Source organism: Actinoplanes sp. NBRC 101535, from assembly GCF_030269225.1.
Classification (GTDB): domain Bacteria; phylum Actinomycetota; class Actinomycetes; order Mycobacteriales; family Micromonosporaceae; genus Actinoplanes; species Actinoplanes rectilineatus.
The window spans coordinates 436,942-461,708 of the sequence record NZ_BSSY01000004.1; the positions used below are offsets into that span (position 1 = coordinate 436,942).

Genomic DNA, 24,767 nt, shown 5'->3' on the forward strand with positions numbered 1-24,767 from the left:
CGTCGATATGACGCGACGAGTGTCATGTCCCGATGCCTCATCGGGCAGGGGCGTCGAACACTTGTTGACGATCGGTGCCCTGCTCGTTCAGTGGATATCCGGTGGGCCGGTGTTCGATGGGATCGCGCCGCTCGGCGCCCCTGCTCGTACGCGCTCTGGTGGAGTGACATGGCCGTTCCGGGAACACCCGTCGTTTTCATCCATGGACTGTGGATCCATGCGTCCTCGTGGTCGTCGTGGACCGCGAGGTTCCGGTCCGCCGGCTACCAGCCGATCGCCCCCGGCTGGCCGGGCGACCGGGACACCGTCGCCGACACCCGGGCGCGCCCCGAGGCGCTGGCGGGGAACGGGCTGGATGCCATCGCCGACCACTATCGGAACGTCATCGCCGGGTTGGACCGTCCGCCGGTGGTCGTCGGCCACTCGGTGGGCGGGGCCGTCGTGCAGAAACTGAACGTCACAACGAGACTGGCGGCCGCCGTGGTCATCAGCCCCGCTCCGATCAAGGGGGTCCGGGCGCTGCCCCCGGCCCAGCTGCGCTCCTCCTTCCCGGTGCTGCGCAACCCCGGCAACGCCCGGCGAACCGTCACGTTGACCCGGGAGCAGTTCCGGTACGGGTTCGGCAACGCCCTGCCGGAGGCCGAATCCGACGACCTGTACGAGCGGTACGCGATCCCCGGTCCGGGCCGGCCGATCTTCGAGGTGGCGACCGCCGACCTCCGCCGCCGCTCGCCGGCCGCGGTGGACACCCGCACCGGCCACCGGGCGCCGTTGTTGTTCCTCGCGGCCGAACACGACCACACCGTCCCCGCCGTGGTGACGCACGGCGCTCACCGGCTCTATCAGCGGTCACCGGCTGTCTCCGACCTGATCACCTTGGAGGGCCGGGGCCATTCCGCCCCGTTCGACCACGGCGGGGAGGACGTCGCCGACCGGGTCGCGCTGTGGCTGGACGACCACCTCCAATAGCACGGCCCGGCTTTCAGTCCCGCGGAAGTCAGCCTTCAGTGCCCGATCCCTATCCTGCGACCGCCGCAATCGGAGACAGTCAGGAGTAGATCGGTGCCAGCTTCCGGAACGCCGGTCACGGTCTTCGTGCACGACGCCGACCCGCTGATCAACGCCGGACTCACCCACCTGCTGCGATGCAGTGCGCGGATCGAGGTACGCGATCCCGGCCCGGGCGACGACCCGGCCGGGGTCGCGGTCCTCTTCACCGACCGGATGCACCGTCCGGTGCTGAACCACCTGCGTGACCTGGCCCGCTCCCAGCGGCTTGTCCTGGTCGTCGCCCACCTCACCGAACACCAGCTGCTGCAGGCCCTCGACGCCGGGGTCTCCGCCATCCTCTTCCGCCACGAGATCACCGGCGAGCGCCTGCTCGACGCGGTCGGTGCGGCGGCCCGCGACGAACGGGATCTGCCGCGCGAGGCCGTCGGGCGGCTCGTGGACGTCGTGACGCGACTGCGCCGGCAGCCGGCCGAGGTCCGCGACGCCGCCCGTCCGCCGACCGAACGCGAACTGGCCGTCCTTCGCCTGCTCGCCGACGGCCTGGAGACCCGGGACATCGCGGAGCGGCTGGGCGTCTCCGAACGTACCGTCAAAAAGGTTCTACACGGTGTGACCGTCCGGTTCCGGCTGCGGAACCGGACCCACGCCGTCGCGCACGCCCTGCGCGAGGGATACCTGTAGAGCCGCCAGGAACTCGTCGGCCCGGGTCGCGAACAGGTGCGCCTCGCGCTCCACGGCCAGGGCCCGAGCCCGCTCCGCGGCGGCCCGGACCACGTCGGCGGGTGCGCCGCGGGCGTGCGACAGGCGAGCTCTGAGCAGCAGGATCAGGCCTTCCGCGTACCGCTGCCCGTGGGTGTCGAGGAATTGATCGGCCCGGTCGAGGGCTTCGGCGGCGGCGTCCAGGTCCCCGGCCGCCATCAGCATCTCGCCGAGCAGCCCGTGCCAGGTGGCGACGCAGGTCCGGATCGGATCGAGGAGGTTCGCGTCGATGAGCCGGCGCGCCTCGGCGGCCGCACCCCGGGGGTCCCTGCCGGTGACGGCGAGTGCCCAGCAACGGGCCAGGCGCTGATAGGTGCCGAGGAAGACGTACGTGAATCCGGGGTCGGCGGCGATGCCCTGGTCGGCGGCGTGCAGCGCCCACACCGGGTCGCCGGCGATCGCCGCGGTGCGGGCCGCCAGCGACGCCCACACCGTGATCGCGTACGGGTCGTCGGCGGCGGCCTCCGCCCGGTCGAACAGTGCCCGGGCCTCGGTGAGCCGGCCGTGCAGCGCGGTCGTCTCGGCCAGCATCCCGTCCATCAGCAGCTCGACGTCGTACCGGACCGGGTCCTCCTCCCGGCCGGCCGGCCGAAGCTGGTGGGATCGGGTGAGGTAGCGGAACGACTCGCCGATGTTGCCGATGTGCCACTGATGCAGCCCCCAGGCCCGCAGGCCGTACGCCCGCGCGGTGGGGTCCTCGGATCGCCGGCCCTGTTCGAGCAGTCGACGCGCCACCGGGCCGCTGCGGTCGAGTTCGATCAGCGTGGCGTGCACCAGCCACCGCGAGAACAGGAATCCGGTGGCCTCCGCCTCCCGCCCGAGATCGCGGACCAGGTGTTCGGCCCGTTCCAGCACGTCGAGCGTCGCGGCGCCGTACCGGGACTGCATGCCGACCGCCGCGGTCAGGGCCAGCGCGGAGAGCTCCAGTTCGGGCAGGCCGGCGGCACGGGTGAGCCGGGCTGCCTTCCGCAGATGCCGCTCGGCCGCGTGGACCGCCGATTTGGCGGCCGCCCGGCGGCCGGCCCGGATGAGCGAGATCGCGGTCCGGCCCGGGCCGGCCAGCGGGCCGGCCTCACACAGGTGGTGGGCGAGGCGCTCGGCGATCGAGTCGTCGCCCGGAACGCCCTGCTCCAGCGCGTTCGCCACCCGCAGGTGAAGCTCGGGCGCCGCCGGCCGGGGGATGGATCCGGCCACCGATTCCCGGACCAGGTCGTGGGCGAACCGGAGCGCGAGCGGATTGCCGGGCGCCGGGCCCAGCAGGCCGAGCGCCTCCACCGGTTCCAGGCGGTTCAGGCACGTCTGTACGTCCACGCCGGCCGCCCGGGCGAGCAGGCTCAGCTCGACGTCGCGGCCGACGATGGCGGCGATCCGGAGCAGTCCACGGGCGTGGTCGTCCAGGCCGGCCATCCGATCGTGGACCACGTCCCGCACGGTGGCCGGCACGCCGGCCCGGGCCACCGCGTCCCGGGTGAGCACGCCCTGCTCGGCGAGCAACCGGGAGAGCTCCCGGACGAAGAACGGGTTGCCGGCCGTACGCGTGTGGATGATGCGCGTGGCGTCGCGGCCGGGAGCCTGCCCGGTCTCCCGGCGGACCAGCTCGGCCACGCCTTCGGGTCCCAGCGGCCCGAGCCGGATCCGCCGGTGGCCGGGTGTCCGGCTCGCCGCGGCGAGGACACGGGTCAGCGCGGAGCCCGGCGCCGGGGCGACCGAGCGGAACGCTCCGATCACCGCGACGTTCCGGGGAAGCCGGGTGACCAGGTGCGCGAACAGCCGGAGCGAGCCCAGGTCGGCCCAGTGCAGATCATCGACGAGCAGGACCAGGGGCTGCCCGGCCGAGACCTCGCCGAGGACGGCCACCACCTGTTCGTACAGGCGGAACCGGGTGTCGTTCTCCGGAATCATCGGGCCGCCGAGAGCGTCGTCCCGGCTCTGGACGAGACCGCCCAGCTCCCCGGCGAGCCACTTCTCGCGGTCCGCGCCGGGCAGGCCCTCGATGACGGCGCCGACCGCCTGCACCCACGGCCACATCGACGGCGTTCCGTCGCCGGCGAGGCAATGGCCCCAGACCACCCGGGCGCCGCGCCGCTCACCGTCGCGGGCCGCCTCCTCCAGCAGCCGGGTCTTGCCCGCCCCCGGCTCCCCCTCGACCAGCGCGAAGGCTCTGCCACCGGCCAGGGCCGACCCGATCGTCCGCCGCAAGGTTCCGGCCTCCGCGTCCCGGCCGACCAGCCCTCCCTCGACGCGTGGATCAGCCGGCGGCACGGCCGCGGGGGCCTGCGCCGCGACGGTCACCGGCGGCGCGGCGAGGTACACCGTCCGGCTCAGGGCCTGCTGGAGGGCGGACTCGAGGGCCGGGCCGGGGTCGATGCCGAGGTCGTCCGCCAGCCGGGCCCGCACCCGCTGGAACACCGCGAGCGCCTCCGCTTGACGCCCGGCTACGGCGAGGGTGGTGATGAGGGCCGCCTGGACCGGTTCGTGCAGCGGCGCCATCGTGGCCGCCCGCTGCACGAACGGGAGGACCCGGTGCGGCTGGCCGACCGTGATCGCGAGTTCGGCCGCGGACACCGCCGTCGCGAAGAACTCCCGATCGAGCGCGGCGAACGTCGGTATCGCGGCCGGTGCGTGCAGGAGTCCCTCACCGGCCGGCCCGCGCCAGAGGCCCAGCGCGGCCAGGTGATGCGTGAGGGCGTCGTCCGGGCGCCGCTCGGCCGACGCGGTGGAGGCCGTATCGGCAAGGTGCCGGAATGCCAGGACGTCCAGCACCTCACGATCGGCCACGAACTGATAGCCGGTCCCTCGGCGCTGCACGTACGAGCCCGGCCGCCGGGCCTCGACGCCGGGCTCGAGCAGCCGGCGCAGGCCACCGACGTACTTCTGGACGACGTTCAGCGCGCCGGTCGGGGGCTCCTCCCCCCAGATCAGGCTGATCAGCTCGCTGGTCGCGACGGGGCGGCCCGCTCGGGCGAGCAGCAGGGCCAGCAGGTACGCCTGCCGGCGCGGACCGGGATCCCGCTCGATGCCGTCACGCCAGATCCGCAGCGGACCGAGAATCTGAAGACGCAGGCCGACCGATGCGATCACGAGCACACCCCCGGGCCACGGACAAGTGGGGTTCAGCCTGCCGATTCGCTGTGGACGGCCACTGGATTCCCAATGTATCGACGGGCATCCTGCTCGAGCGCGTCAGCTCAGTGAAACCAGCAGGTCCTCGGCCCGCCGGACGAACAGGTGTGCCCGCTGACCGGCGGACACGTCGCGGGCCGTACGGGCCGCGGCCCGCACCACGGCGACCGCCTCCCCGCGGGCCCGCAGCAGCCGCGCGCGGAGCAGGAGCAACAACCCCTCGGCGTGACGCGGGCCGTGGCTCTCGAAGAACTCGCCGGCCCGGTCGAGCGCGGCGCCCGCCTGATCGATCCGGCCCGCCGCCAGCGACATCTCGGCGTACAGCCCGTAGAAGAAGGCGGCCCCCCACTGCGGCGGATCGCTCAGCACCGTCACCAGGATCTTCTCGGCATCCTCGGCGGCGCCGGCCGGGTCGTCACCGAGCAGGGCCCGCGCCCACAACCACTCCAGCCTGGTGTAATGCACCGCGACAAAGGTGCGCCCGGGGTCCGGGTCGATCCACCGTCCGGTCACCCGCAGAGCCCAGGCCGCGTCGCCGGCGGCCGCGGCCGACATGCCGGCGAAGTGCGCGCAGATCGACTGCTGATACAGGTCCTCGCCGGCGGCCCTCATCAGATCCTCGAAGCGCTGCCGGGCGTCGTCGACAGCGCCGTGGAGCGCGAGCGCCATCGCCTCGGTCACCGACCAGAAGTACGCCAGGTCGTACCGCAGCGGGTCGCCCGTGGTCGAGGAAGCGGTGTTCCCTTCACTCAGGCACCGCAGCGCCTCCCCCACGTCGCCCACGTCGTAGAGCTGATGCTGTCCCCAGACCTGAAGGCCGTACGCACGGACGACCGGATCGGCGGAGCGGGCGCCCCGGTCGTGAAGCCGTCGGGCCAGCCGGCTCCGGACGGCCTGCAGGGTGTGGGTGGCGCCGATCGTCCTGGCGGCCAGCAGATCGGCGGCCTGCGCGTCCCGCCCGAGGTCGTCGGCGAGTTCGGCAGCGCGTTCCAGCAGCTCGGCGGTCGATCCGCCGTACCCGGCGCGCCGTCCGACGATCACGATGAGGGCCGACAGCGCGGACAACTCCAGCTCGTACAGGCGCGCCGTCCGGGCGGTGTGGACCGCCGACCGCAGATGCCGTTCGGCCGTCTCGAACGCCGATTTGTCGGCCGCCCGGCGACCGGCGGCCGCCAGCGCCTCCGCAGTGCGCCGCGGATCGGCGAGCGGACCGGCCGCCCACAGGTGATAGGCCAGGCGCTCGACGACGGGTCCGCCCGCCGGGTCACGGTCGAGGGCGTCCGCGATGCGGAGATGAAGACCGGGCACTCGCCGGGGCGAGACGCTCTCGCCCACCGCCTCCCGGACGAGGTCGTGGGTGAAACGGTACGAGTACGGGTCGCCGTCGACCGGTTCCACCAGGCCCAGCTCCGCCAGCGGCGCCAGGTGGTCGAGACAGGTCTGGACGTCCAGGCCCGCGGCGGCGGCCAGCACACCGAGGTTGACGTCGCGGCCCACGAACGCGGCCGTCTCGAGCAGGTTCCGGGCGCCGTCGTCCAGAGCGGCGATCCGGTCGAGGACGACGTCCCGCACCGTCGACGGCACGTCCACCGGATCGGCCCCGCCGGCGGTCAGGCGGGACAGCTCCCGTACGAAGAACGGGTTGCCGCCGGTCCGCGCGTGGATGACAGCGGCGGCCTGCGGTCCCGGGCTGTCGCCCGTCTCGAGCCGTACCATCGCGGCCACCTCGGCCACGTCGAGCGGGCCGACCTGGATCCGTTGATGCCCGGGCGCCCGGCTCGCCACGGCCAGCATCCGGGAGAGCTCAGCGCCAGGAGCCGGAGCCCGGTCGCGCATCGCGCCGATCAGGGTGGCGCCGGCCGGCAGCCGCGCCGACAGGTGGCCGAAAAGCTGGATCGAGCCGGCGTCGGCCCACTGGAGATCGTCGATGACGAGCAGGAGCGGTCGCCGGGCAGCGGCCCGGGCGACGACCGCGACCACCTCTTCGAACAACCGGAACCGGGTGCCGTCGTCGGGCCCGGCGAGGGCGCCGGAGCGTGGCTCGACCAGTGCGCCGATCCCCCTGTCGAGCAGGTCCTGACGGATCTCGTCCGGCAGAGCGGGCACGATGGCCCCGGCCACCTGGACCCACGGCCACATCGACGGGGTGCCGTCACCGTCCAGACAACGCCCCCAGACCACCCGGCGGCCGGCCCGGGCAGCCTCCGCGGCGGCCTCCTCGAGCAGGCGGGTCTTGCCGGAGCCCGGTTCGCCGGTCACCACCACGGGCCCCTCCGTCGCCCGCAACGCCGCCAGTTCGGCGGACCGGCCGACCAGCTCCCAGGGGCCGGCCGCCGGCCCGTCCGTCAACCGCCGAAACGCGTCCTGCAACGCCGGCCCCGGGTCGATACCCAGATCGTCGGCGAGCCGGGACCGCACGGCACGGTAGGCGTCCAGCGCGGCGGCCTGCTCCCCCGCCGCGGCCAGCACCTCGATCAGGGCCGCCTGCACCGGCTCGTGCAGAGGCGCCATCGCCGCCGCCCGGTGCACGGCCCGCAGGATCCGCTCCGGCCGGCCCAGCGGCACGGCCAGCCCGGCCGCGGCCACACAGGCGTCGACGAACCCCCGGTTCAGGTCGGCGAACAGTGCCTCTCCGCCCGGCCGGTGGGTCAGTCCGTCCCCCGCCGGGCCGTTCCACAGGGCGATCGCCTCGGCGTAGTTCTCCAGCGCCACCTCCCGCCGGTTCGGCCCGACAGCGGCCTGCGCCGCCGCGACCCGTTCCCGGAAAGCAGCCAGGTCGACCAGGCCGGGCCCGGCATCGAAGAGGTAGGCGTCCCCGCGCCGCAGCAGGAACGAGCCACTCGCCCGGGCCGGAAGGCCCGGCTCCAGCAGCCGCCGCAGGATGCCGACGTACTTGTGGACGACGTTGAGCGCGGTCGCCGGGGCCGACTCGCCCCAGATCAGGTCGACCAGCTCATCGGCGGTGATGGGGCGCCCCTCCCGGGCCAGCAGCACGGCCAGGAGGTAGGCCTGCTGGCGGGGGCCCGCGTCGAGCTCCACGTCGCCCCGCCACAACCGCAGCGGGCCGAGGATCTCCAGACGGAGCGTCGGTTCCGGCAGCACCGGGCCGATGGTACGACCCTAGGTCCACTTCTCGTGAACAAGCCGTCAAGTCGACATCAATACCGTTCGCTGCATGACGGTCATCACTCATCACCGCTACGCCGATATCCAGGGGCATCGCCTGTTCTACCGGGAGGCCGGCCCGTCCGGCGCGCCCACGGTGGTTCTGCTGCACGGATTCCCGGCCAGCTCGTCCATGTTCCGGCACCTGATCCCCGAGCTGGCCGACCGCTGGCACGTCATCGCGCCCGACCTGCTCGGTTTCGGGGAATCCGACGCTCCGGCGGTGGACGAGTTCGACTACAGCTTCGACGCGCTCGCCGACCTCACCCGCCGGCTGCTCGACCATCTCGGGGTACGCCGCTACGCGATCTACGTCCAGGACTACGGCGCCCCGATCGGCTGGCGGCTGGCTCTCGCCGAACCCGCGGCGATCACCGCTGTGATCAGTCAGAACGGCAACGCGTACGAGGAGGGGTTCGTCCCGGAATTCCTCCAGCTCAATCGGAACCTCTGGGACGCGCCGGGACCGGCGACCGAGGCGCCCCTGCGACAGGCTCTCGCCCTCGACTTCACCCGCCATCAGTACCTCGCGGGTGTCACCGACCCGACCCTGGTCGACCCGGGCACCTGGCGCAACGACTACGCGCTGCTGTCCCGCCCGGGCATGGATCTCGTCCACATGCAGTTGTTCCGCGACTACGCGACCAACGTGAAGCTCTACCCGGAGGTGCAGCGCTGGTTCCGTGAATGGCAGGTTCCCCTGCTGGCGGTCTGGGGCCAGGGCGATCCGATGTTCCGGCCCCGCGGCGCGTACTCCTTCACCAGTGACCTGCCCGCCGCCGAGATCCATCTGCTCGAAGGCGGGCACTTCCTGCTGGAGAGCGCCCTCGGCGAGTGCGTGCCGCTGATCCGCAAGTTCCTCGCCGAAGCACTCTGACCGGTCAGCAGGCTCCCCACTCGAGGTGGAACGCCTCCGCCGGGTCCAGGACCGCACCCATCGCGTACGCGTGTGCGAACTCCGCCTCCCCGACAGCGGTGAGCGCCGCAGCCCGGGCGGCGTCGAGCTCGGCGGCGTCGTCCGGGTCGGGAAGCTGCCGGGCGGCGGCGTACGCGCTGTCGGAGAACCCGACCATCCGGGCGGCCCGCTCGAACTCGCCGTCGGCCGTCGCCATCGCCGCGGCGGCCACGCCGAGATACGGCACGAAATCCCGGTAGCAGTTGCGGAAGACCCGCTCCCGGCCCTCCGCGAACAGCTGCCGGGCCCGGTCGAGGTGCCCCATGCGCAGCTCGATGAAGGACAGGTTGTGGTACTCGGCGTTCACCAGCTCCGGCTGACCGAGCTCGGTGTTCAGGGCGATGCTGGTCAGGTATCGCTCCCGGGCCTCCGCGTGACGTCCGGACAGCCGGGCGACCGCTGCCAGCACATGCCGGGGACGCTCCTCCAGCCGGCGTACGCCGGAACGCTCGGCGATCCGGAGAGCCGAGGAGGCGAGTTCCTCGGACCGAGCCAGGTTCCCCGCGCGGAGGGCGACGCGGGCCATCGCGTACATCCCCTCGACCTGTCCGGCCGGCTCACCGGCGGCCCGGGCCCGCTCGATCTCGGCCAGAGCCATCCGGGTCACCGCGGCGTCGTCGCCTCCCCGGAAGACGGCCCGCAGCTCCGTCGCGACCGCGCCGTCCCAGTCGCGCACCAGCAGGACCGCGTCGAGGAAGCGATCCGGCTCCTCGACCTGTCCGAAGTGGCCGCTGTCCTCCAGCATCACCAGCCGCGACCCGACGATGCTCCGGTGCAGAGCCTCGGCCCAGACCGGGCCGCAGATGAAGTCGTGCCGACCGCAGATCACCACGGTCGGCGCGGAGACGGCCGCCAGGTCGGCGCGGTAGTCGACAGCCGTCGTCTCGAAGGTCACCCGCCACGAGCGGACGGCGCTGCGGAGCGGCTCGAACTCCTCCCGGCGCCCCCAGAAGTCGGCGAAGTAGACCGGCAGTCCGGCCCGCAGCGCGGCGGTCTTCTCCTCGTCGGTGAACACCGGGCTCTCATCGTTGAGGGCATCGCGGGCGGCGCGAGCTTCTGCGCCACCGGAACCTCTTCCGGGGTACGCGTCAGCCGCCACCGTCGCGGCAGCCCAGAAGGCGGCGTCGGTGACCGGCGTCGAGCTGTACAGGACGAGGCCGGCGACCCGCTCGGGGTGCAGGAAGGCGAACCGCTGGGCGACGAGCCCACCATGCGAATGCCCCAGGATGTGCACGCGCGGCACACCCAGCCGGTCGACGATCGCGGACAGGAAGTCGACGTACGTGTCGACGTAGGTGGCTCCGGCCGGCAGCGGTCGTGATCCTCCCGTGCCGACGGGTTCGACGTACACCATGGTGAAATGCTCCTCCAGCCGGGAGGAACGCAGATAGGAATGGTCGACGCCGGGCCCACCGGAATGGGCGATCATCACGGGCCCCTCGCCCGCCACGTGATAGGTCTGAGTGGTGCCCCGGTGCTGGAAACCGTGGGTGCCCGGGCTGAGATCGCTGTTCATCCGTGGAAATGTAGGTCGACCCGGTTGACCGGCACTGGAACCGTCGCCGGCCTACCCGAAGACGCTTCACTCATCGTCAAGTCGATGTCCGTACGTTCGGCCGGTGACCTCCTTCAGCGAACTCGGTGCCGCCCGCTACGTCCTGCTCACCACCTTCCGCCGCGACGGCCGCGCCGTGGCGACGGCGGTCTGGGTGCTCCCCGCGCCCGACGGTGAACTGGCGATCTGGACCGCCGCCGACAGCGGCAAGATCAAGCGGATCCGTCGCGACGGCCGGGTCACGCTGGCCCCGTGCACGGTGGCCGGGCGGGTCCTCGGCCCCGCCGTCGAGGGTCGCGCCCGCCTCGGCACTCCCGAGGACACCGGGTGGGCCGCGCGCCGGATCCTCCGCAAGTACCGCCTGATCGGCCTCCTCGTGGTCGGCGGCAGCATCCTCCGACACCGCCGCATCGGTGGCGTAGCCGTATTCGTGTCCCGCACCGATTCCCCGGCCGGCCACTGACATCGGCAACGACAGTCGTCATTCAGTTCCGATTCACAAGGAGCGATTAGCGTCGCTCTGGACCGCTACACGATCGAGGGGGAACGCATGAAGTTCATGACCACCGAGGTGAACGGGCTCGACATCTTCTACCGGGAGGCCGGGCCGGCGGACGGTCCCGTCGTGCTTCTCCTGCACGGATTTCCGACATCCTCGTGGCAGTTCCGCAATCTGATTCCGCTCCTTGCCGACAAGTATCGGGTCATCGCCCCGGACTACCCCGGCTTCGGCCATTCCGCGAGCCCGGACCGCGCCGATTTCGACTACACCTTCGCCAACTACGCCGACCTCATGCACGGGCTGCTCGACCAGCTCGGCGTCGACCGCTACGCCTTCTACGCGTTCGACTACGGCGCCCCCACCGGCTACCGGCTGGCGCTCCAGGGGCCGGAACGGGTCACCGCGATGATCGTGCAGAACGGCAACGCGTACGAGGAGGGCCTGCTCGAGTTCTGGAACCCGATCAAGGCCTACTGGGCCGAGGACACCCCGGAGAAGCGGGAGGGCGTACGCCCCATCCTGTCCGAGGAGACCACCGAGTTCCAGTACACCCACGGCGTCGCCGACCGCACCCGCCTCGACCCGGACGCCTGGCTGCACGACATCACCCAGCTGGCCCGGCCCGGCAACGACGACATCCAGCTCGACCTGTTCAAGGACTACGGCACCAACGTCGGCCTGTACCCGCGGTTCCAGGAGTTCTTCCGCACCCACCGGCCGCCGACCCTGATCGTCTGGGGCCAGAACGACTACATCTTCCCGCCCGAGGGCGCACACCCGTACCTCAAGGACCTGCCCGACGCCGAGCTGCACCTGCTCGACACCGGCCACTTCCTCCTGGAGGACCAGCTCGACGCAGCCGGCCCCCTGATCCGGGACTTCCTCGACCGCTCCCTCTGAACGGTCATGTTCCCGGCTTTCCGCCAGCAGACGGACAACAATAGAAAATAAAGTGACTCACGGCATCATGAGCAGGTGAGCAACCGCAAAAAGACCATCGCACTATGTGTTGACGGAAGCACAATCAACTGTCATGTTCACGGCCGCGGCCCGCTCTGTGTGGTGTATCCCGGGGAGGCTGAACCGGGATGGGAACATGCACGGATTCCTCTTGCGGAACGCGAATTGGCCATGGTCTACGTCGAGCCCGCGGGTGCCGACGATCCCGTCGAGCGCCTGCGGGCCGTCGTCGAACATTTCGGCGATGAGCCGGTCTTCGTCATCGGGCACGGGCGGGGCGGATTCGCCGCGCAGAGGTATGCGATCTGCGACCCGGCCGGCGTCGCCGGCCTGATCCTGTACTCCACGAGCCCGGTAGCCGAATGCTCCGATCTGTCCCGTATCACCGCGCCGACCCTTGTTCTGGCCGGCGCGCATGACGACCCCGAGGAGGCCGCCGCATTGGCCGCGGGCATACCCCGATCGCGGCTCGTGACCTTCGAGCAGAGCGGCCACCTCGCCCACCTGGAGGAGTCGGAGCGTTTCGTCCACATCCTGCTGGAATTCACCCGGCGGGTCTCAGGCCCGGTCCGAACCGGTCGGCGCTGACCGAGGGAGAGACCCGGCCCGCCGTCAGTGGGAGGTCGACAGGGACAGCCGTGATGCCAGGTGGTGAAGCTTCGCCTGCATGTGGCGGGGGCCGCCGCCCTGGAAGGACTGCAGCACCGCGCTCGCCTGGTCGAACGCCTCGCGGGCGCCGGCCAGGTCGTGGGTGTCGATGAGCAGCTCGGCCAGGCTGCGGAACGCCTCGAAGTGGTAGGGGCCCTGACCGACCGAGCGGGCCGCCTCGACCGCCCACTTCAGCTCGGCCACCGCGTCCTCGGTCCGGCCCAACTTGATCAGGTTGTGCGCGATCGAGACCCGGATCATGGCTTCCTCGTGCCGGCGGCCGACAGCGAGGTTGAGATCGAGGGCCTTGTGGAGCTCGACGTCGGCTTTCTCGTATTCGCCGAGGTGTGTCAACGAGCGGCCCATGCAGTCGAGGCATCGCTCCGACCTGTCGCTGCCGGCCGCCTGCGACAGACCCACAGCGATCTCCGCGTGTTCCAGGGCTTTCCGGTGCTCGCCGAGCGCGGTGTTCACCGAGTGGAAGTTCACGTGGGTCAACGCCTGTTCGAGCAGCATCCCGTGGTCGACGTACACCTGCAGGGCGGCCGACAGCAGTTCGAGGGACTCGTCGTACGCGTTGAGGAACCATCGGGCGCCGGCCAGGCTGCGCAGCACGTGCGCCTCGCCCACGACGTCGCCGCTCCCGCGGGCGGCTCGCAGCGCGTACCGCATGACGTCCTCCCAGTCCGGGAAGTGGCCGAACCATTCGAAGTACTGCTGCATGGTGATGGCCAGCTGCCAGGGGACGATGCCGTGGTCGAGGTCGGCGGCCGTGCGTACCGCTTCCTTGAGGACCTCGCGATGGGCGGCGAACCAGTCGATCGCCTCGCGGTAGGACCGCGGTCGTTCCGGGACGACACCCGGCTCGGCCGGAGCGGGGGCGATCGGCGTCCGGTTCGGTTCCAGCACCACCTGGGCGTTGAAGCTGCTGTGCAGGTAGTACTGCAGCAGCCGGGTGACCGCGGCCCGCTGTTCGGTGACGGTCTCGGTGGTGCGGAAGAGCTCCTCCGCGTACGCCCGGACCAGGACGTGCGAGGTGAAGCAGCCGCTCTCGTCCTCGGTCACCAGGGCAGCTTCCGACAGCTCTTCGATCTCGGCCCGGGTGATGTGCAGGCCCTGGCCACCGAGGCTGGCGGCCGCCTCGATCGTGATGCCGGGAGCCAGGGCCATCGACAACAACCGGAACAACCGCGCCGCGCCGGGGCTGAGCTGCCGGTAGGACCAGGAGAAGGCGGTCCGGGGGCCGGCGCCGTCGCGTCCCTCCGGGAAGGCGGCCAGCCGCTGCGAGCCGTCGCGGAGCTCCGCTGCGACCGTGGCCAGGGACAATTTCGGACGTACGCTCAATCGCGCGGCCAGAATCGCCAGGGCGAGCGGCAGCCGCCCGCACAGTTCGATGATCTCGTCGATGACGGCCGGCTCGAGTCCGATCGCTCGCGGGTCGTGCAGGTGCTCGAGGCGGGCCGAGAGGAGCCGCCGCGCGTCGGGCAGTTCCGGAACGTATGCGCGGTGGAGGCGCGCCCCGTCCGAGACCGCCAGGCCGGTCAGCGGGCGGCGGCTGGTGATCAGCACGAGACTGTCGGCCGAGTTCGGGAGCAGGGGGCGGGCCTGTGCGGCGTCACGCACGTCGTCCAGCACCACCAGGATCTTCTTGCCGGCGGTGAGGCTGCGGTAGGTGCCGACCAGCGCGTCGAAGGTGTCCGGGACGTCGGAGGCGCGCAGGCCGAGACCGTACAGCAGGGTACGCAGCGCGTCGGCCGCCAGCACGCTGCCGTCCTCGCCCTGGTAGCCGCGCAGGTCGAGGTGGAGTTGGCCGTCGGTGAACTCGGCGGCGACGCGGTGGGCGAAGTGGGTGACCAGGGTCGACTTGCCGACCCCTCCCATGCCGTCGACCGCGACCACCATCGGGCTGGTCCGGCGGGTGTCGCGCATCGACCGGACGACCTCGTGCAACTTGGCCAGTTCGGCGGTACGGCCCACGAACATCGGCTGGTCGTGCGGCAGCTGGGCCGGACGGACGAGTGGCACCAGGCCGGAGGTCTCGTCCGGCGCCGGGAGCACCGCCGCGTCCGGGACCGGGGCCTGGGTCAGCACCTGCTGGTGTGCCTCCTGGAGTTCCCGGCCGGGGTCGATGCCCAGCTCGTCGACGAGGCGTTCCCGGATGGCACGGTACGTCTCGAGCGCTTCGGCCTGGTATCCCCCTGCCGACAGCGTGAGCATCAGGCCGGCGTGCACGGGTTCGGTCAGGCGCCCGATCCGGGCGGCCAGCCGCAGGGCGGGAAGCACCTCGGCCGGGCGGCCCGCCTGCACGGCGACCGCACCGGCCGCGACGGCCGCGTCGAGGAACTCGCCGTCGATGCCCGCGAAGACCGCGGTGGCTCCGGCGCTGTCGGCGAGGGTGTCTCCGGAGGGGCCCTCGCAGAGGCGCAGCGCCTCGAGGTACTCGTCGAGGGCCTGGGCCGGCCGGTCGTGGCTCGCGCTCGACCTGGCACGGGCCACGAGCGTGCGGAACGCCACCAGGTCGAGCGATTCCGGCCCGGCAGTGAACCGGTACCGGCTGTCCCGGCGGGTGATGAACGATCCGCCGGACCGGGGTGCCAGCTCCGGTTCCAGCACGCGACGCAGCGCTCCCACGTACTTGTGGATGACGTTGACCGCGCTGGCCGGCGGGTCGCCGCCCCAGATCAGCTCGATCAGGTCGGTCATGCCTATCGGCCGGCCTTCCTGGGCGGCGAGCAGGGCCAGCAGGCAGCGTTGCTGGCGGGGGCCGGCGTCGAGCTCGACGCCGTTTCGCCAGACCCGCAACGGGCCCATGATCTGGAGGCGTACCGCGTCCGGAGAGGTCAACAGCGTTTCCTTCGATGTCAGGATGAGGCCCCAAGCTATTCAAGAGGACTGGAGGACTTGTGGAATTCGACTAGACCGCCGACCGAGCAGCGTCGATGTCACGGTCGTCGACCCAGTTGCCGTGGAAGCCGAACGGCACCCGGCTGGGCAGGTGCACGGTGGCGACCGGCCCGGCGTCGAGGTCGGCGGCGTCGAGCACGACGAGGTCGGCCCGGTCGACGGTGCCGTCGTGGACGACCGAGAGGATCCAGCCGTCGTCCTCGGCGATCGCACCCGGTCGCGGCACGAACGCGGGCTCCATGGTCACGCGACCCGGACCGTAGTCGTACACCACAGTCCGTCCGCTCGTGGTGTCGATCTTGATCAGAGGCCCGGTACCGAAACCGGCTGCCGGATCACGGTTGACGTCGTCGGTGATGAGCAGGCCGTCCGGGCTGAAGCCGGCGAACCAGCCGTACCGGTGCGGCCGGCCGGTCAGCGCCGGGTCGACCCTCGGAAACTCGACACGGTGGTCGCTGATCGGTTCCTCGTTGACGGTCCCCGTCGCCGGATTGACAGTCCATCGCACCAGCCGCGGTGTGGCGTCCCCGGGGCCGTTGATGTCCCGGACGAACATCGTGTCGTAGCGGATGACATCCATCGTCAACGACCCGTCCGGGTTGTCGAAGGCGTTGAGGACGTGGAAGACGAAGGACCGGGGGGCCTCGATCCAGCGGATCTGGTCGGCCGTCCCGGAGAGAGGCAGGATCCCGAGACGGGCGGTGTGCTGGTCGTCCCAGTTGAAGGGAAAGGTCGCGACGGGAAGGCCGGCGGCGCCGCGCCGCTGGGCGGCGGCCAGGGTGACCGGGAGGTCGAGCAGCACCACCCGGGTCGCGGTCAGCGCCATGTCGTGGACCATCGGACCGTCGGGAACCTCGATGTCGCTGGTGTGCGTGGCCCGGCCGGAGGCGTCGAGCACGACGTAACGCACCGAGCCGAACCGTGGGTTGTAGGTCATCGCGTGCATCGCACCGGTGGCCGGGTCGATCTTCGGGTGGGCGGTGAAGCCGCGGCTGAGCGTGCCGTCGCAGTCCCAGATCGCCTGGTGGGCCAGGTCGGGGCTGATCTCCACCGGTGGCTTGCCGCCCTCGATGAGGGTGAGCAGGCGGCCGCCGTGGCTCAGGACGTTGGTGTTGGGCGCGCCCCGCTCGCTCGTGACGAAACGGCTGCGGTACCACTCGGCGCGGCCCTCGCGCAGGCGCACGCCGTGGACCATCCCGGCGCCGCTGAACCAGTGGTGCAGCTCGCGGTCGACCTCGGTCCGCGGGTTGGGGCCGATCCGCAGGTAGAGCCCGTTCAGATCGCGGGGCAGGCGCCCGCTGACCGGTAGGTCCACAGTGCTCATCTCGTCGGCCAGCGGCGCGTAGTTGCCCTCCAGATATCTGTTCACGTCGACCGAAGGTACGCTTCAGACCATCCAATCTGGAATATTGAGATTCAGACGATCGCACCGCCACCGAGAGGACCCCGATGCCGTCGCCCCTTCCCCCCAGCGCCTACGTCGTGCTCGGCCTTCTCGGCCAGCGGAGCAGTCTGACCCCGTACCAGCTGGACAAACGCATCCGCGAGAGCATCGGCCACTTCTGGGCGTTCCCGCGCTCCCAGCTGTACGCCGAGGCCGGCCGGCTGATCCGGCGCGGGCTGATCGCGGAGCAGCGTGAGACCGAAGGCCGGCGGCGACGAACGCTGTCGCTGACCGACGCGGGCCGGACGGAACTGGACCGGTGGCTCGACACGCCCTCCGCGTCGAGCACCGAGATCCACGACGAAGGACTCCTACGGTTGTTCTTCCTACGCACCGACGGCGACTGCACCGACGCGATCGTCAGCCTGGCCACCGAGCAGTTGGAGGCCCACCGGAGGCAGCTCGCGCATTATCAGGACCTGGTCGCCGCGAGAGGGCTGCCGCCCGGCTCACCACAGCGGGCGACGCTGGAGCTCGGACTACGGATGGAGCAGATGTTCATCGCGTTCTGGACCGAGGCCGTCGCGTCACCCGACGACCTTCCGGGCCGCGACTGATCCGGCGGTGGTTCGTTCACTTCACTTCACGTCACTTCACTTCGCGTCACTTCACTTCACTTCGCGAAGCGAATGGTCTGGATTCCGGTGTACCCACCGCCACCCGTAATGATCTTTCCGCCGTCGACCTCGAGAATGCCGTACTTGCCGCGAAGCTCGAACTGGCCGGAATCGCCGGCCGGCTCCACCGTCCAGATCTGCGCCGGCTCAGCGGCTTCACACGTCGCCAACGTCAGCGCGGCGCCTGCCGTGTCCTGGACGCACTTGCCGGCCCTGAGATCCTCGTTGTAGAACGGCGGCCTGATCACGACCCGGTTCCTACCGGCACCCGGCGCGGCGGTGAGCACCATCATCGTCGCGTCGGTCCGGGCCGTGCCGGTGAAGTCGACGACGCCGTTCCTGCCGACCGCGAGGTATCGGTCGAGCCCGTCGTCGGCGACGTCGAGAAGGACACCCTCGTCCAGCACGATGCCCAGTTTCCTGAGCTGGCTCACGTCCGACGTGGAGGAACCGCCGCCGGCCTCCACGGTCCCGGCAGCGGTCGCGGTCCGGGTCGTCGCCGGCGCCGCGTCTCCGGTCCCTGCCGGTGCGGTGGTCTCGGTCCCGGCCGGGACGGTGGTCTCGGTCCCGGCCGGGGCGGCGGGCACGACAGCGGTGGAGGACGTGGCGACAGGGGCGGCCGGGCTACCGGCGCACGCCGAAAGCGCAGCGACGCCGGCGAGGACAACGGCCCCGGCAATGATCGAACGCATGGGACAACTCCTTGAGGGATTCGACGACTTTCACGGAGATCGTCCGGGCAGCCGGTGAAGAACCACTTGATCGCCGAAGACCGCGATCCACAAACGCTGCGGAGCAGCGGCGCCGACGAGCTCTCGTCAGCAGATGCCGGAGAGCTGGTTGTCTTGGGGCACACCATCGGTGTCCCCGCCTTTCACCAGCCGCCGCATCGCCGGAAATCTGCCGTACTCCCGTTGCACGGTTCCTCCCGGGGCTGGTCCGTTCCGAGGCCAGGACCTCCCAGTGGACGATCCGTGCACCTCAGGTTCAGACCCTCTTCACTTACGCCTCGGCGGTGGCGAGCCCGGCGCGGTACGTCGCGAACTCCCCTGCAGGGAACTATCGGCGGGCACAGGAGAAGATGTTCTACCGGCATCAACCCTTGAGGAGGCGGGCGAGACGATCCCGGCAGCCTTGGCACGCACATCAGCCCCCTCGGCGGCGCGAGGTCGATTCCGTCCGGCCTCCGAGCCCGCGTTACGCCTGGCCTCATCTGCTTGACGCACCCATTTCGCAATGGGATTCGGTCCCGCCTCCAACGAATCCGGAGTCCGGACCTCCGAAGCCCCTTGAAGCAAGTCTATTCTGGAACTCTCCGCCTGAACTCGCCGCGGCTTCCCGAACACATCAATGAGCCAGGTCCTGAAACTGCGCGATCTGAAGCGATCGGCTTTGACCTTCGACGTGGGGGACGTTCTCTTTGACCTCTCACCCCTCGGGCCACCATCCGATAAACCGCTCAGATGTCTCCGAGAAGCATCTGAGAACCATTTCAGACCAAGCCGGTCAGAGACATCCGCCATTTCGGATAGCAGCTCCGAGCCTCGCCTGACCCGGATATTCTCCACCACTCCAGAAACAAGTTCACCGGGTTCGGGTATCCCCTGAATCGCCCTCCACAGATCGACGTGCTCCCTATTTTCCCAAGCATCGATGATGCGCGTCGCGTAATATTCGGAACCACCGATAGAACTCTGCGAGGAATCTGGAATTGACGAGGGTGTTCCATTCGGCGCCATTCTAAGTCCTTACCTGATGCGATAAATCGGTGAACCGCCCGTCGGCTGCGCCGTTTTCCCGGGATGCGCGAAGGCTTCAGCACCACACTGTCAACGGAGAGGCGGCCGTCGAGGTTCACAGACGTGAGCAAGCGACGGCAGGCAGCCTGACGGCCGCGCCGTGGGCATCGCGTTCATCGATCGCATCACCCATGACTGCCAGACTTCATCGCATCGGAAGTAGTCCTCCAGTCGCCTGTGCCACCTTGGTCGTCTGCTTCGATCCGAGGAGACCATGTGAACACGCCGTTGTCGGACCGCTGGGAGTCACCCGCGCCCGCCGCCGCGGAGTCGTCCGTCCTCATCGGTCGACGGTCGCCATCCCGATCGGCCGAGAGCCGTCCGCGGCTCATGGTCACCCGGATTCGGCGGTGGCTGCCCGCTGTGGTGTCCGGCGCGGCCATGCTCGTGATCGGGCTCGTCGGGGCCACCCGAACGGTGCTGAGCTGGGACGAGATCGCCACCGCGGACGTGGCCGACCGCACCGTCGCGCAGATCGCCGGGCTGGCACCGCACATCGACGCCGTGTTCAGCGCGTACTACCTGCTGATGCACGTGTGGACGGAACTGTTCGGCGACGCGGTTCTCAGCCTGCGCCTGCCGTCGATCCTCGCGATGGCCGGGGCCGCCGCACTCACCGGGGAACTCGGGCGGCGGCTGGCCGGCACCACGGCCGGACTGGTCGCCGGGGGACTGCTCTGCCTCGTACCCAATATCTCGCGGTACGCGGCAGAGGCGCGCCCGTACGCGATGGCCTGTCTGTTCTCGGTCTTCGCCCTGCTGCTGCTCTTCAGGGCGCTGGATCGGCCCGGGCCGGGACGGTGGGCCGGCTACGGTCTGGCGCTCACCGGGCTGGGCCTGTTCAGCCTGGTCGGCCTCGTGGCGGTGGCCGGGCACGTGGCGATCCTGGTGATCCGCCGGCGGCTGCCGCGGGGCTGGGCCGTCGCGCTGCTGGGCACCCTGCTCGCGGTCGCCCCGCTGATCTGGTGGGGGCTGCGGCAGCGGACGACCCAGCTGCACTGGGTGGAACCCATGACGATCAAGTCGGTGTACGCGTTCCCCGAACTGCTCATCGGATCGCCGCAGCTCGCGTGGCTGCTGCTCGGTCTCCTCGTCGTGCCGCTGCTCCTCCGGCCGTCGCGGACGGCCCTCGAGATGGCGGCGGCCGCCCTCACCCCGGTGGTGCTGATCTGCGTCCTGGCGTTCGCCGGAGTGTCCTTCTGGGTCAACCGCTACCTGCTGTTCGCCCTGATCCCGGTCGCCGTCGCGATCGCCGGGTCCCTGACCGCGGACCGCCCGCCGGCCCGCCTCCCCCGGCTGTCGCTGATCATGCTGCTCGTCGCGGCCTCCGCTGTCCCCGGGCACATCGCCGTCCGGCAGCCGACGCTCAAGAACGGCAGCGACTACCGCACCATGGCCGACGTCATCCGCCGCGACCAGCTGCCCGGCGACGCCATCGTCTACAGCCAGGGCCGGACCATGCGCGCCGGAGTGGACTACTACCTGCGACATCAGGCCCTGCGCCCGCGCGACGTCCTGATGGAACGATCCGCCGCCCGCAACGCCACCCTCCGGGCGACCGAGGTCGCCGACCCGGCCACCCGGCTGGCCGGCGCCCAGCGGGTCTGGCTGGCGCTCTACGGCCGCCGCACCGACCCGGTGGACGGCCGCGCCGACCTGCGCCCCCCGCTGAGTAGGGACTTCACGCAGGCCGGGGTGTGGAGGGTGAAGAACGGGACCTTGGCTCTCTACGTCCGGTCCAGGAAGTAGACGACCCAGCGCGCCGGCGCCGTCGACTCGTCAAGGGCGTGGATCTCGGCTGCGATCATGTCGCCGGCAAGTCAAGGCCTGCTCGGTCAAGGACCATTCGGCGTTCGATGTGCCTGCCGAATCGGGCGCTTGCGGGAATCGGCGGCCGGCGATTCCCGCAAGCCTCCGACCAACTGCGACTACCGGCCCGGATTGTGCCCGCTGGACGAACTCTGTCCCGGGGTTCCGAAGGGGACGCGTGTGCCCCGGGGGGTTCCGAGGCTCTGACCCGCGGGAGCCGGAACGGAGCTCGAGCTCCGCAAGGCCGCGACTCGGGGGTCGAGGATCACGGGAACCGCAAAATGCTGCTGCGCCTGGGGTACGGCCTGATGTCCGGCATAGTAGGCAGGCTGCGGCGCATAATGCTGCGGCGCCTGAGGCACAGCCTGATGTCCGGCATGGTACGCCGGCTGCGGCGCATGATGCTGCTGCGCCCGAGCGATCTCCACCGCGGCCTCGTGCCGGATGGCTAGACGCGTCTCCGCTGTCGCCCTGCTCGATGAGATCTCATGGAAAGGATCATCGAGCTGGTAGTTCTCGCCGCCCCTGTCCACCCAGAATCGAGTCGGAATTAGACCGTCCTGCAAAAAGATCCGCCTCTCCCGTGCGCTGGCGAATTCCGTTCCGTTAGAAAGGTTCTTCGACCACACGTCGAGGGGATTTGTAACGTCCAGAGTTTTCGGCAGCATCGCCCCCTTGTTTATCGCATTTTGATAGTGAGTCCTGACGGCGTCACCCATGTCAGAGCCGTAATGCGGCATTCTACTTCCCTTTCCTTCGCGCTTCGACCGGATTTACTACACGTACAACGGGTCTTTCCGTTGCGCGGTTCACGGACGTCAGCACTTTCCTCCGCAGCCCTTCATTGAAGGGCTGCGGAGGCCTACCGAAAAGAGAAGTGCCTTCTGAACAGGGAATGTCAGGACAGCGAGAGCGGCAGTCCCACCGCCCGCTGTGCGGGTCGGCTCAGCCGGCGAGGCTGATCAGGTCCAGCAGGCGGCGGCGACGCGGCGGAAGTTGCCGCCCAGGATGGCGGTGATCGCGTCTTCCGGGTAGCCGCGGGAGCGCAGGGCGCCCTCCACCGCGAGCAGGCCCTCCGGTGGGGTGAAGGTGATCGGGCCCCAGCGGGTGAACCAGTCCGGGAAGAGTTCCGGGTTGGCGGCGACCTCGGCGTTGACCTCGTCGGCGTCGAAGGAGAAGTCGCTGGAGAGGCCCACGTGTTCCGGCCCGACCAGTTCGACCGCGTAGTCGATGTGGCGGACGAAGGCGTCCAGCGACGCGTCGTTGGGGCCGAGGAAGATGCCGATGCCGGTGATGCCGACGACGCCGCCGGTTGCGGCGCACGCGCGGGCCTGCTCGTCGGTGATGTTGCGCGGGTGGTCCCAGAGCGAGCGCATGCAGGAGTGGCTGTAGATCATCGGCTTGGTGGTGACGTCGCTGATGTCCAGGGCGGTCCGGGCGCCGCAGTGTGAGCCGTCGGCGACCATGCCGACCGCGTTGAGTTCGCGGATCAAATCGCGGCCGTACGCGGTCAGGCCGTCGTCGACCGCGTCGAGGCAGCCGCCGCCGGCCGCGTTGCGGTTGTTGTACGCCGGGAGCATCGTGCGCACACCGAGGTCGTAGAACTCGCGTACCCGGTTCAGGTCGCCTTCGAGGGGTGCGGAGTTCTCCAGGTCGAACCCGACGGTGATCTGCGCGGAGTCGAGGTCGTCGAGGTCTCCGACCAGCCGGAATCTGTCGTCGGCCTCGATACGGGGGCGCCAGTCGGCGAGCAGGTCGGTGACGAAGTCGTGGCCGTGCGAGGGCGCGTAGCCGGCGTTGACCGAGACGTAGCTGCCGCCCGTCCGGCGGTACCGGTCGAGCTGGCCGAGATCGGCCTGCCGGGTCAGGGGCAGGCAGCAGTGTTGTTCCCACAGCATGGACAAGTGGGCTCCCGCGGCGTCAGGTCTGGTTGAGGGTGGGGAGCAGCTTATCGATCATCGAGCCGAGGCACGCGACGTCCGCCTCGGAGAGGTGGTCGAAGACCAGGCGACGGACCTCGTCGACGTGGCCGGGGGCGATCGTCTCCAGGTACGCCATCCCGTCGTCGGTGAGCTGGGCGAGCTGGCCGCGTTTGTCCCAGCGGCAGGCGGTGCGCTCCACCCAGCCGCGCTGTTCCAGGCTGGTGACCGCGTGCGAGAGGCGGCTGGGTGTGGTGCCGACGACCCGGGCCAGGTCGGTCATCCGCATGTTGTGGTCCGGTTCCGCGCTGAGCATCGCCAGGATCTGGTAGTACGCGTGCGGAATGCCGGCGTCCTCGCGCAGCTGCCGGTCCAGGGCGGCGGGCAGCCGCATGAGCAGCTGCGCGAGGTTGAGCCAGGTCTGGTGCTGGGCCTCGTCGAGCCAGCGGGTCACGGGGTCAGCCCGGGCAGCAGCACGTGTGCGTTGATGTCCCGGACGTGCTGGGCGAGATCCGGCAGTTCGACCACCTCGACGCCGCCCCGGCGCAGGGTTTCGACGCCGTCGCAGTCGGCGAAGAGCAGCGGCTCGCGCCAGGCCAGCACGACCCGGCCGATTCCGGCGGCCAGGATCAGCCCGGCACACGGCACCGGGCGGGACAGGCGGGTCGTGCACGGCTCCAGCGACGAGTAGATGGTGGCGGCGGAGAGGTCCAGGCCGGCCGGGAGTTTGGCCAGGGCGGCCTCCTCGGCGTGTTCGTGCGGGTCGGTCTCGCCGGTGTATCCGGTGGCCAGCACGATCCCGTCGCCGCCGACGACGATGGCGCCGACGGCGTACCGGTCCGGGACGCGCGGGGCGTGCCGGGAGACGGTGATGGTGGCGTGCATCCAGTCCCGGTCGAGCATGTCGGTGGTGGGCACAGCGGTCTCGAGCATGTCAGCCGGCCAGCGGGAGGTCGATGGTGTGCGCGGTGTGGTCGCGCTTGGCGGTGAGGTACCGCGCGTTCGCGTCGGACAGGTGCACGCCGGTGGGGATGCGCTCGGTGACCTCGATGCCCAGGCCGGTGAGCTGGGTGGCCTTGTCCGGGTTGTTGCTGAGCAGGCGGATCCGGTCGGCGCCGAGCGCGGTGAGCATCTGCGCGGCCGGGGTGTAGTCGCGCTCGTCCTCGGCGTGGCCGAGTGCCAGGTTGGCCTGGTACGTGTCGAGGCCGGTGTCCTGCAGCGCGTACGCGTCGAGCTTGGCGTACAGGCCGATGCCGCGGCCCTCCTGGCGCAGGTAGAGCAGGAAGCCGCCCTCCGCGGAGATGCGTTCCGCCGCCTCGCGCAGCTGTGGTCCGCAGTCGCAGCGCTGGCTGCCGAAGACGTCGCCGGTCAGGCACTCGCTGTGCGGGCGGACCAGCGGCGCGGTGCCGCCGGTCGCCGCGGCGGCCACGGCGCCCCGCCAGTCGCCGAGGCCGAGGGCCAGGTGTTCGCGCCCGTCGGCCAGTCCGGTGAACGTGACGACGTCGGCGGTCGTGGTGTAGCCGTCCGGGAACTGCAGCGGCACGACGACCCGGGTGCGCACCTTGGTCGCGGGCAGGCCCAGTGTGACCGTCATACG

Annotated in this window: 19 protein-coding genes; 9 read left to right on the top strand and 10 right to left on the bottom strand. The window is 70.7% G+C overall.

Annotated elements, in window-relative coordinates:
- The first annotated feature begins 168 nt into the window (after nucleotides 1–168).
- Nucleotides 169–969 carry an alpha/beta hydrolase gene (locus tag QSK32_RS13945; RefSeq protein ID WP_045739675.1) on the top strand — a complete coding sequence of 267 codons (801 nt, stop codon included), beginning with the start codon at nucleotides 169–171 and terminating at the stop codon, nucleotides 967–969.
- A gap of 93 nt (nucleotides 970–1,062) precedes the next feature.
- Complete coding sequence (locus tag QSK32_RS13950) at nucleotides 1,063–1,692, top strand: response regulator transcription factor (protein ID WP_285472138.1); 630 nt, start codon at nucleotides 1,063–1,065, stop codon at nucleotides 1,690–1,692.
- Here QSK32_RS13950 and QSK32_RS13955 read toward each other — a convergent pair.
- A complete protein-coding gene (locus QSK32_RS13955; RefSeq protein WP_285472139.1) occupies nucleotides 1,612–4,851 on the bottom strand; it encodes a BTAD domain-containing putative transcriptional regulator in 3,240 nt (1,079 codons plus the stop codon). The two genes, QSK32_RS13950 and QSK32_RS13955, sit on opposite strands and share 81 nt — an antisense overlap.
- Nucleotides 4,852–4,953: 102 nt before the next feature.
- Nucleotides 4,954–7,995: an ATP-binding protein gene (locus tag QSK32_RS13960; protein ID WP_285472140.1), complete on the bottom strand. Its 3,042-nt coding sequence runs from the start codon at nucleotides 7,993–7,995 to the stop codon at nucleotides 4,954–4,956.
- Nucleotides 7,996–8,068: 73 nt separating this feature from the next.
- On the opposite strand from QSK32_RS13960, the gene QSK32_RS13965 reads away from it, so the two are divergent.
- Entirely contained in the window at nucleotides 8,069–8,935 is an 867-nt protein-coding gene (locus tag QSK32_RS13965) for an alpha/beta fold hydrolase (protein WP_285472141.1), read from the top strand.
- Between the two features lie 4 nt (nucleotides 8,936–8,939).
- Here QSK32_RS13965 and QSK32_RS13970 read toward each other — a convergent pair whose 3' ends face one another.
- On the bottom strand, nucleotides 8,940–10,529 hold the full coding sequence (locus QSK32_RS13970; RefSeq protein WP_285472142.1) for an alpha/beta fold hydrolase: 1,590 nt from the start codon (nucleotides 10,527–10,529) through the stop codon (nucleotides 8,940–8,942).
- A 103-nt stretch (nucleotides 10,530–10,632) separates the two neighbouring features.
- Between QSK32_RS13970 and QSK32_RS13975 the strand changes: the two genes are divergently transcribed.
- The 3 genes from QSK32_RS13975 to QSK32_RS13985 all read left to right on the top strand — a co-directional run bounded on the left by QSK32_RS13975 (nucleotide 10,633) and on the right by QSK32_RS13985 (nucleotide 12,618).
- Nucleotides 10,633–11,031, top strand: coding sequence for a PPOX class F420-dependent oxidoreductase (locus QSK32_RS13975; RefSeq protein ID WP_045739671.1), 399 nt, complete (start codon nucleotides 10,633–10,635; stop codon nucleotides 11,029–11,031).
- 87 nt (nucleotides 11,032–11,118) lie between these two features.
- Nucleotides 11,119–11,970, top strand: a complete 852-nt coding sequence (locus QSK32_RS13980; protein ID WP_045739670.1) for an alpha/beta fold hydrolase — start codon at nucleotides 11,119–11,121, stop codon at nucleotides 11,968–11,970.
- A 75-nt stretch (nucleotides 11,971–12,045) separates the two neighbouring features.
- The gene (locus QSK32_RS13985; protein ID WP_285472143.1) at nucleotides 12,046–12,618 is read left to right on the top strand and encodes an alpha/beta fold hydrolase; all 573 of its coding nucleotides are present in this window, start codon (nucleotides 12,046–12,048) and stop codon (nucleotides 12,616–12,618) included.
- Nucleotides 12,619–12,642: 24 nt separating this feature from the next.
- Here the strand turns inward: QSK32_RS13985 and QSK32_RS13990 are convergent, their stop codons facing one another.
- Nucleotides 12,643–15,522 carry an AfsR/SARP family transcriptional regulator gene (locus tag QSK32_RS13990; RefSeq protein ID WP_285472144.1) on the bottom strand — a complete coding sequence of 960 codons (2,880 nt, stop codon included), beginning with the start codon at nucleotides 15,520–15,522 and terminating at the stop codon, nucleotides 12,643–12,645.
- Between the two features lie 70 nt (nucleotides 15,523–15,592).
- Nucleotides 15,593–16,951, bottom strand: coding sequence for a carotenoid oxygenase family protein (locus tag QSK32_RS13995; protein WP_285472145.1), 1,359 nt, complete (start codon nucleotides 16,949–16,951; stop codon nucleotides 15,593–15,595).
- Nucleotides 16,952–17,031: 80 nt separating this feature from the next.
- Here QSK32_RS13995 and QSK32_RS14000 point away from each other — a divergent pair, with 80 nt between their 5' ends.
- A complete protein-coding gene (locus QSK32_RS14000) occupies nucleotides 17,032–17,583 on the top strand; it encodes a PadR family transcriptional regulator (RefSeq protein WP_045739667.1) in 552 nt (183 codons plus the stop codon).
- A gap of 56 nt (nucleotides 17,584–17,639) precedes the next feature.
- On the opposite strand, the gene QSK32_RS14005 is transcribed toward QSK32_RS14000, so the two are convergent.
- Nucleotides 17,640–18,335: a hypothetical protein gene (locus QSK32_RS14005; protein ID WP_285472146.1), complete on the bottom strand. Its 696-nt coding sequence runs from the start codon at nucleotides 18,333–18,335 to the stop codon at nucleotides 17,640–17,642.
- 1,323 nt (nucleotides 18,336–19,658) lie between these two features.
- Here QSK32_RS14005 and QSK32_RS14010 point away from each other — a divergent pair.
- Nucleotides 19,659–21,191, top strand: a complete 1,533-nt coding sequence (locus QSK32_RS14010) for a glycosyltransferase family 39 protein (protein WP_285472147.1) — start codon at nucleotides 19,659–19,661, stop codon at nucleotides 21,189–21,191.
- Between the two features lie 341 nt (nucleotides 21,192–21,532).
- Complete coding sequence (locus QSK32_RS14015; RefSeq protein ID WP_157410662.1) at nucleotides 21,533–21,703, top strand: hypothetical protein; 171 nt, start codon at nucleotides 21,533–21,535, stop codon at nucleotides 21,701–21,703.
- 510 nt (nucleotides 21,704–22,213) lie between these two features.
- Here the strand turns inward: QSK32_RS14015 and QSK32_RS14020 are convergent.
- The 4 genes from QSK32_RS14020 to QSK32_RS14035 are packed head-to-tail and all read right to left on the bottom strand — an operon-like array spanning nucleotide 22,214 to nucleotide 24,764.
- A complete protein-coding gene (locus QSK32_RS14020) occupies nucleotides 22,214–23,149 on the bottom strand; it encodes a dipeptidase (protein WP_285472253.1) in 936 nt (311 codons plus the stop codon).
- A gap of 22 nt (nucleotides 23,150–23,171) precedes the next feature.
- Nucleotides 23,172–23,624, bottom strand: coding sequence for a MarR family winged helix-turn-helix transcriptional regulator (locus tag QSK32_RS14025; protein WP_052720050.1), 453 nt, complete (start codon nucleotides 23,622–23,624; stop codon nucleotides 23,172–23,174).
- Nucleotides 23,621–24,103: a deaminase gene (locus QSK32_RS14030; protein WP_052720049.1), complete on the bottom strand. Its 483-nt coding sequence runs from the start codon at nucleotides 24,101–24,103 to the stop codon at nucleotides 23,621–23,623. The genes QSK32_RS14025 and QSK32_RS14030 overlap by 4 nt, the downstream gene beginning before the upstream one ends.
- Nucleotide 24,104: 1 nt before the next feature.
- Nucleotides 24,105–24,764 carry a GTP cyclohydrolase II gene (locus QSK32_RS14035; protein WP_045739663.1) on the bottom strand — a complete coding sequence of 220 codons (660 nt, stop codon included), beginning with the start codon at nucleotides 24,762–24,764 and terminating at the stop codon, nucleotides 24,105–24,107.
- Between the last annotated feature and the right edge of the window lie 3 nt (nucleotides 24,765–24,767).

Excerpts from the sequence above, each read along its gene's own strand:
- QSK32_RS14015 (WP_157410662.1), top strand. The coding sequence starts at position 21,533 with ATGCTGCTGCGCCTGGGGTACGGCCTGATGTCCGGCATAGTAGGCAGG.
- QSK32_RS14030 (WP_052720049.1), bottom strand. The coding sequence starts at position 24,103 with ATGCTCGAGACCGCTGTGCCCACCACCGACATGCTCGACCGGGACTGG.
- QSK32_RS14020 (WP_285472253.1), bottom strand. The coding sequence starts at position 23,149 with ATGCTGTGGGAACAACACTGCTGCCTGCCCCTGACCCGGCAGGCCGAT.
- QSK32_RS13970 (WP_285472142.1), bottom strand. The coding sequence starts at position 10,529 with ATGAACAGCGATCTCAGCCCGGGCACCCACGGTTTCCAGCACCGGGGC.
- QSK32_RS14005 (WP_285472146.1), bottom strand. The coding sequence starts at position 18,335 with ATGCGTTCGATCATTGCCGGGGCCGTTGTCCTCGCCGGCGTCGCTGCG.
- QSK32_RS14035 (WP_045739663.1), bottom strand. The coding sequence starts at position 24,764 with ATGACGGTCACACTGGGCCTGCCCGCGACCAAGGTGCGCACCCGGGTC.
- QSK32_RS14000 (WP_045739667.1), top strand. The coding sequence starts at position 17,032 with ATGCCGTCGCCCCTTCCCCCCAGCGCCTACGTCGTGCTCGGCCTTCTC.
- QSK32_RS13965 (WP_285472141.1), top strand. The coding sequence starts at position 8,069 with ATGACGGTCATCACTCATCACCGCTACGCCGATATCCAGGGGCATCGC.
- QSK32_RS13980 (WP_045739670.1), top strand. The coding sequence starts at position 11,119 with ATGAAGTTCATGACCACCGAGGTGAACGGGCTCGACATCTTCTACCGG.
- QSK32_RS13945 (WP_045739675.1), top strand. The coding sequence starts at position 169 with ATGGCCGTTCCGGGAACACCCGTCGTTTTCATCCATGGACTGTGGATC.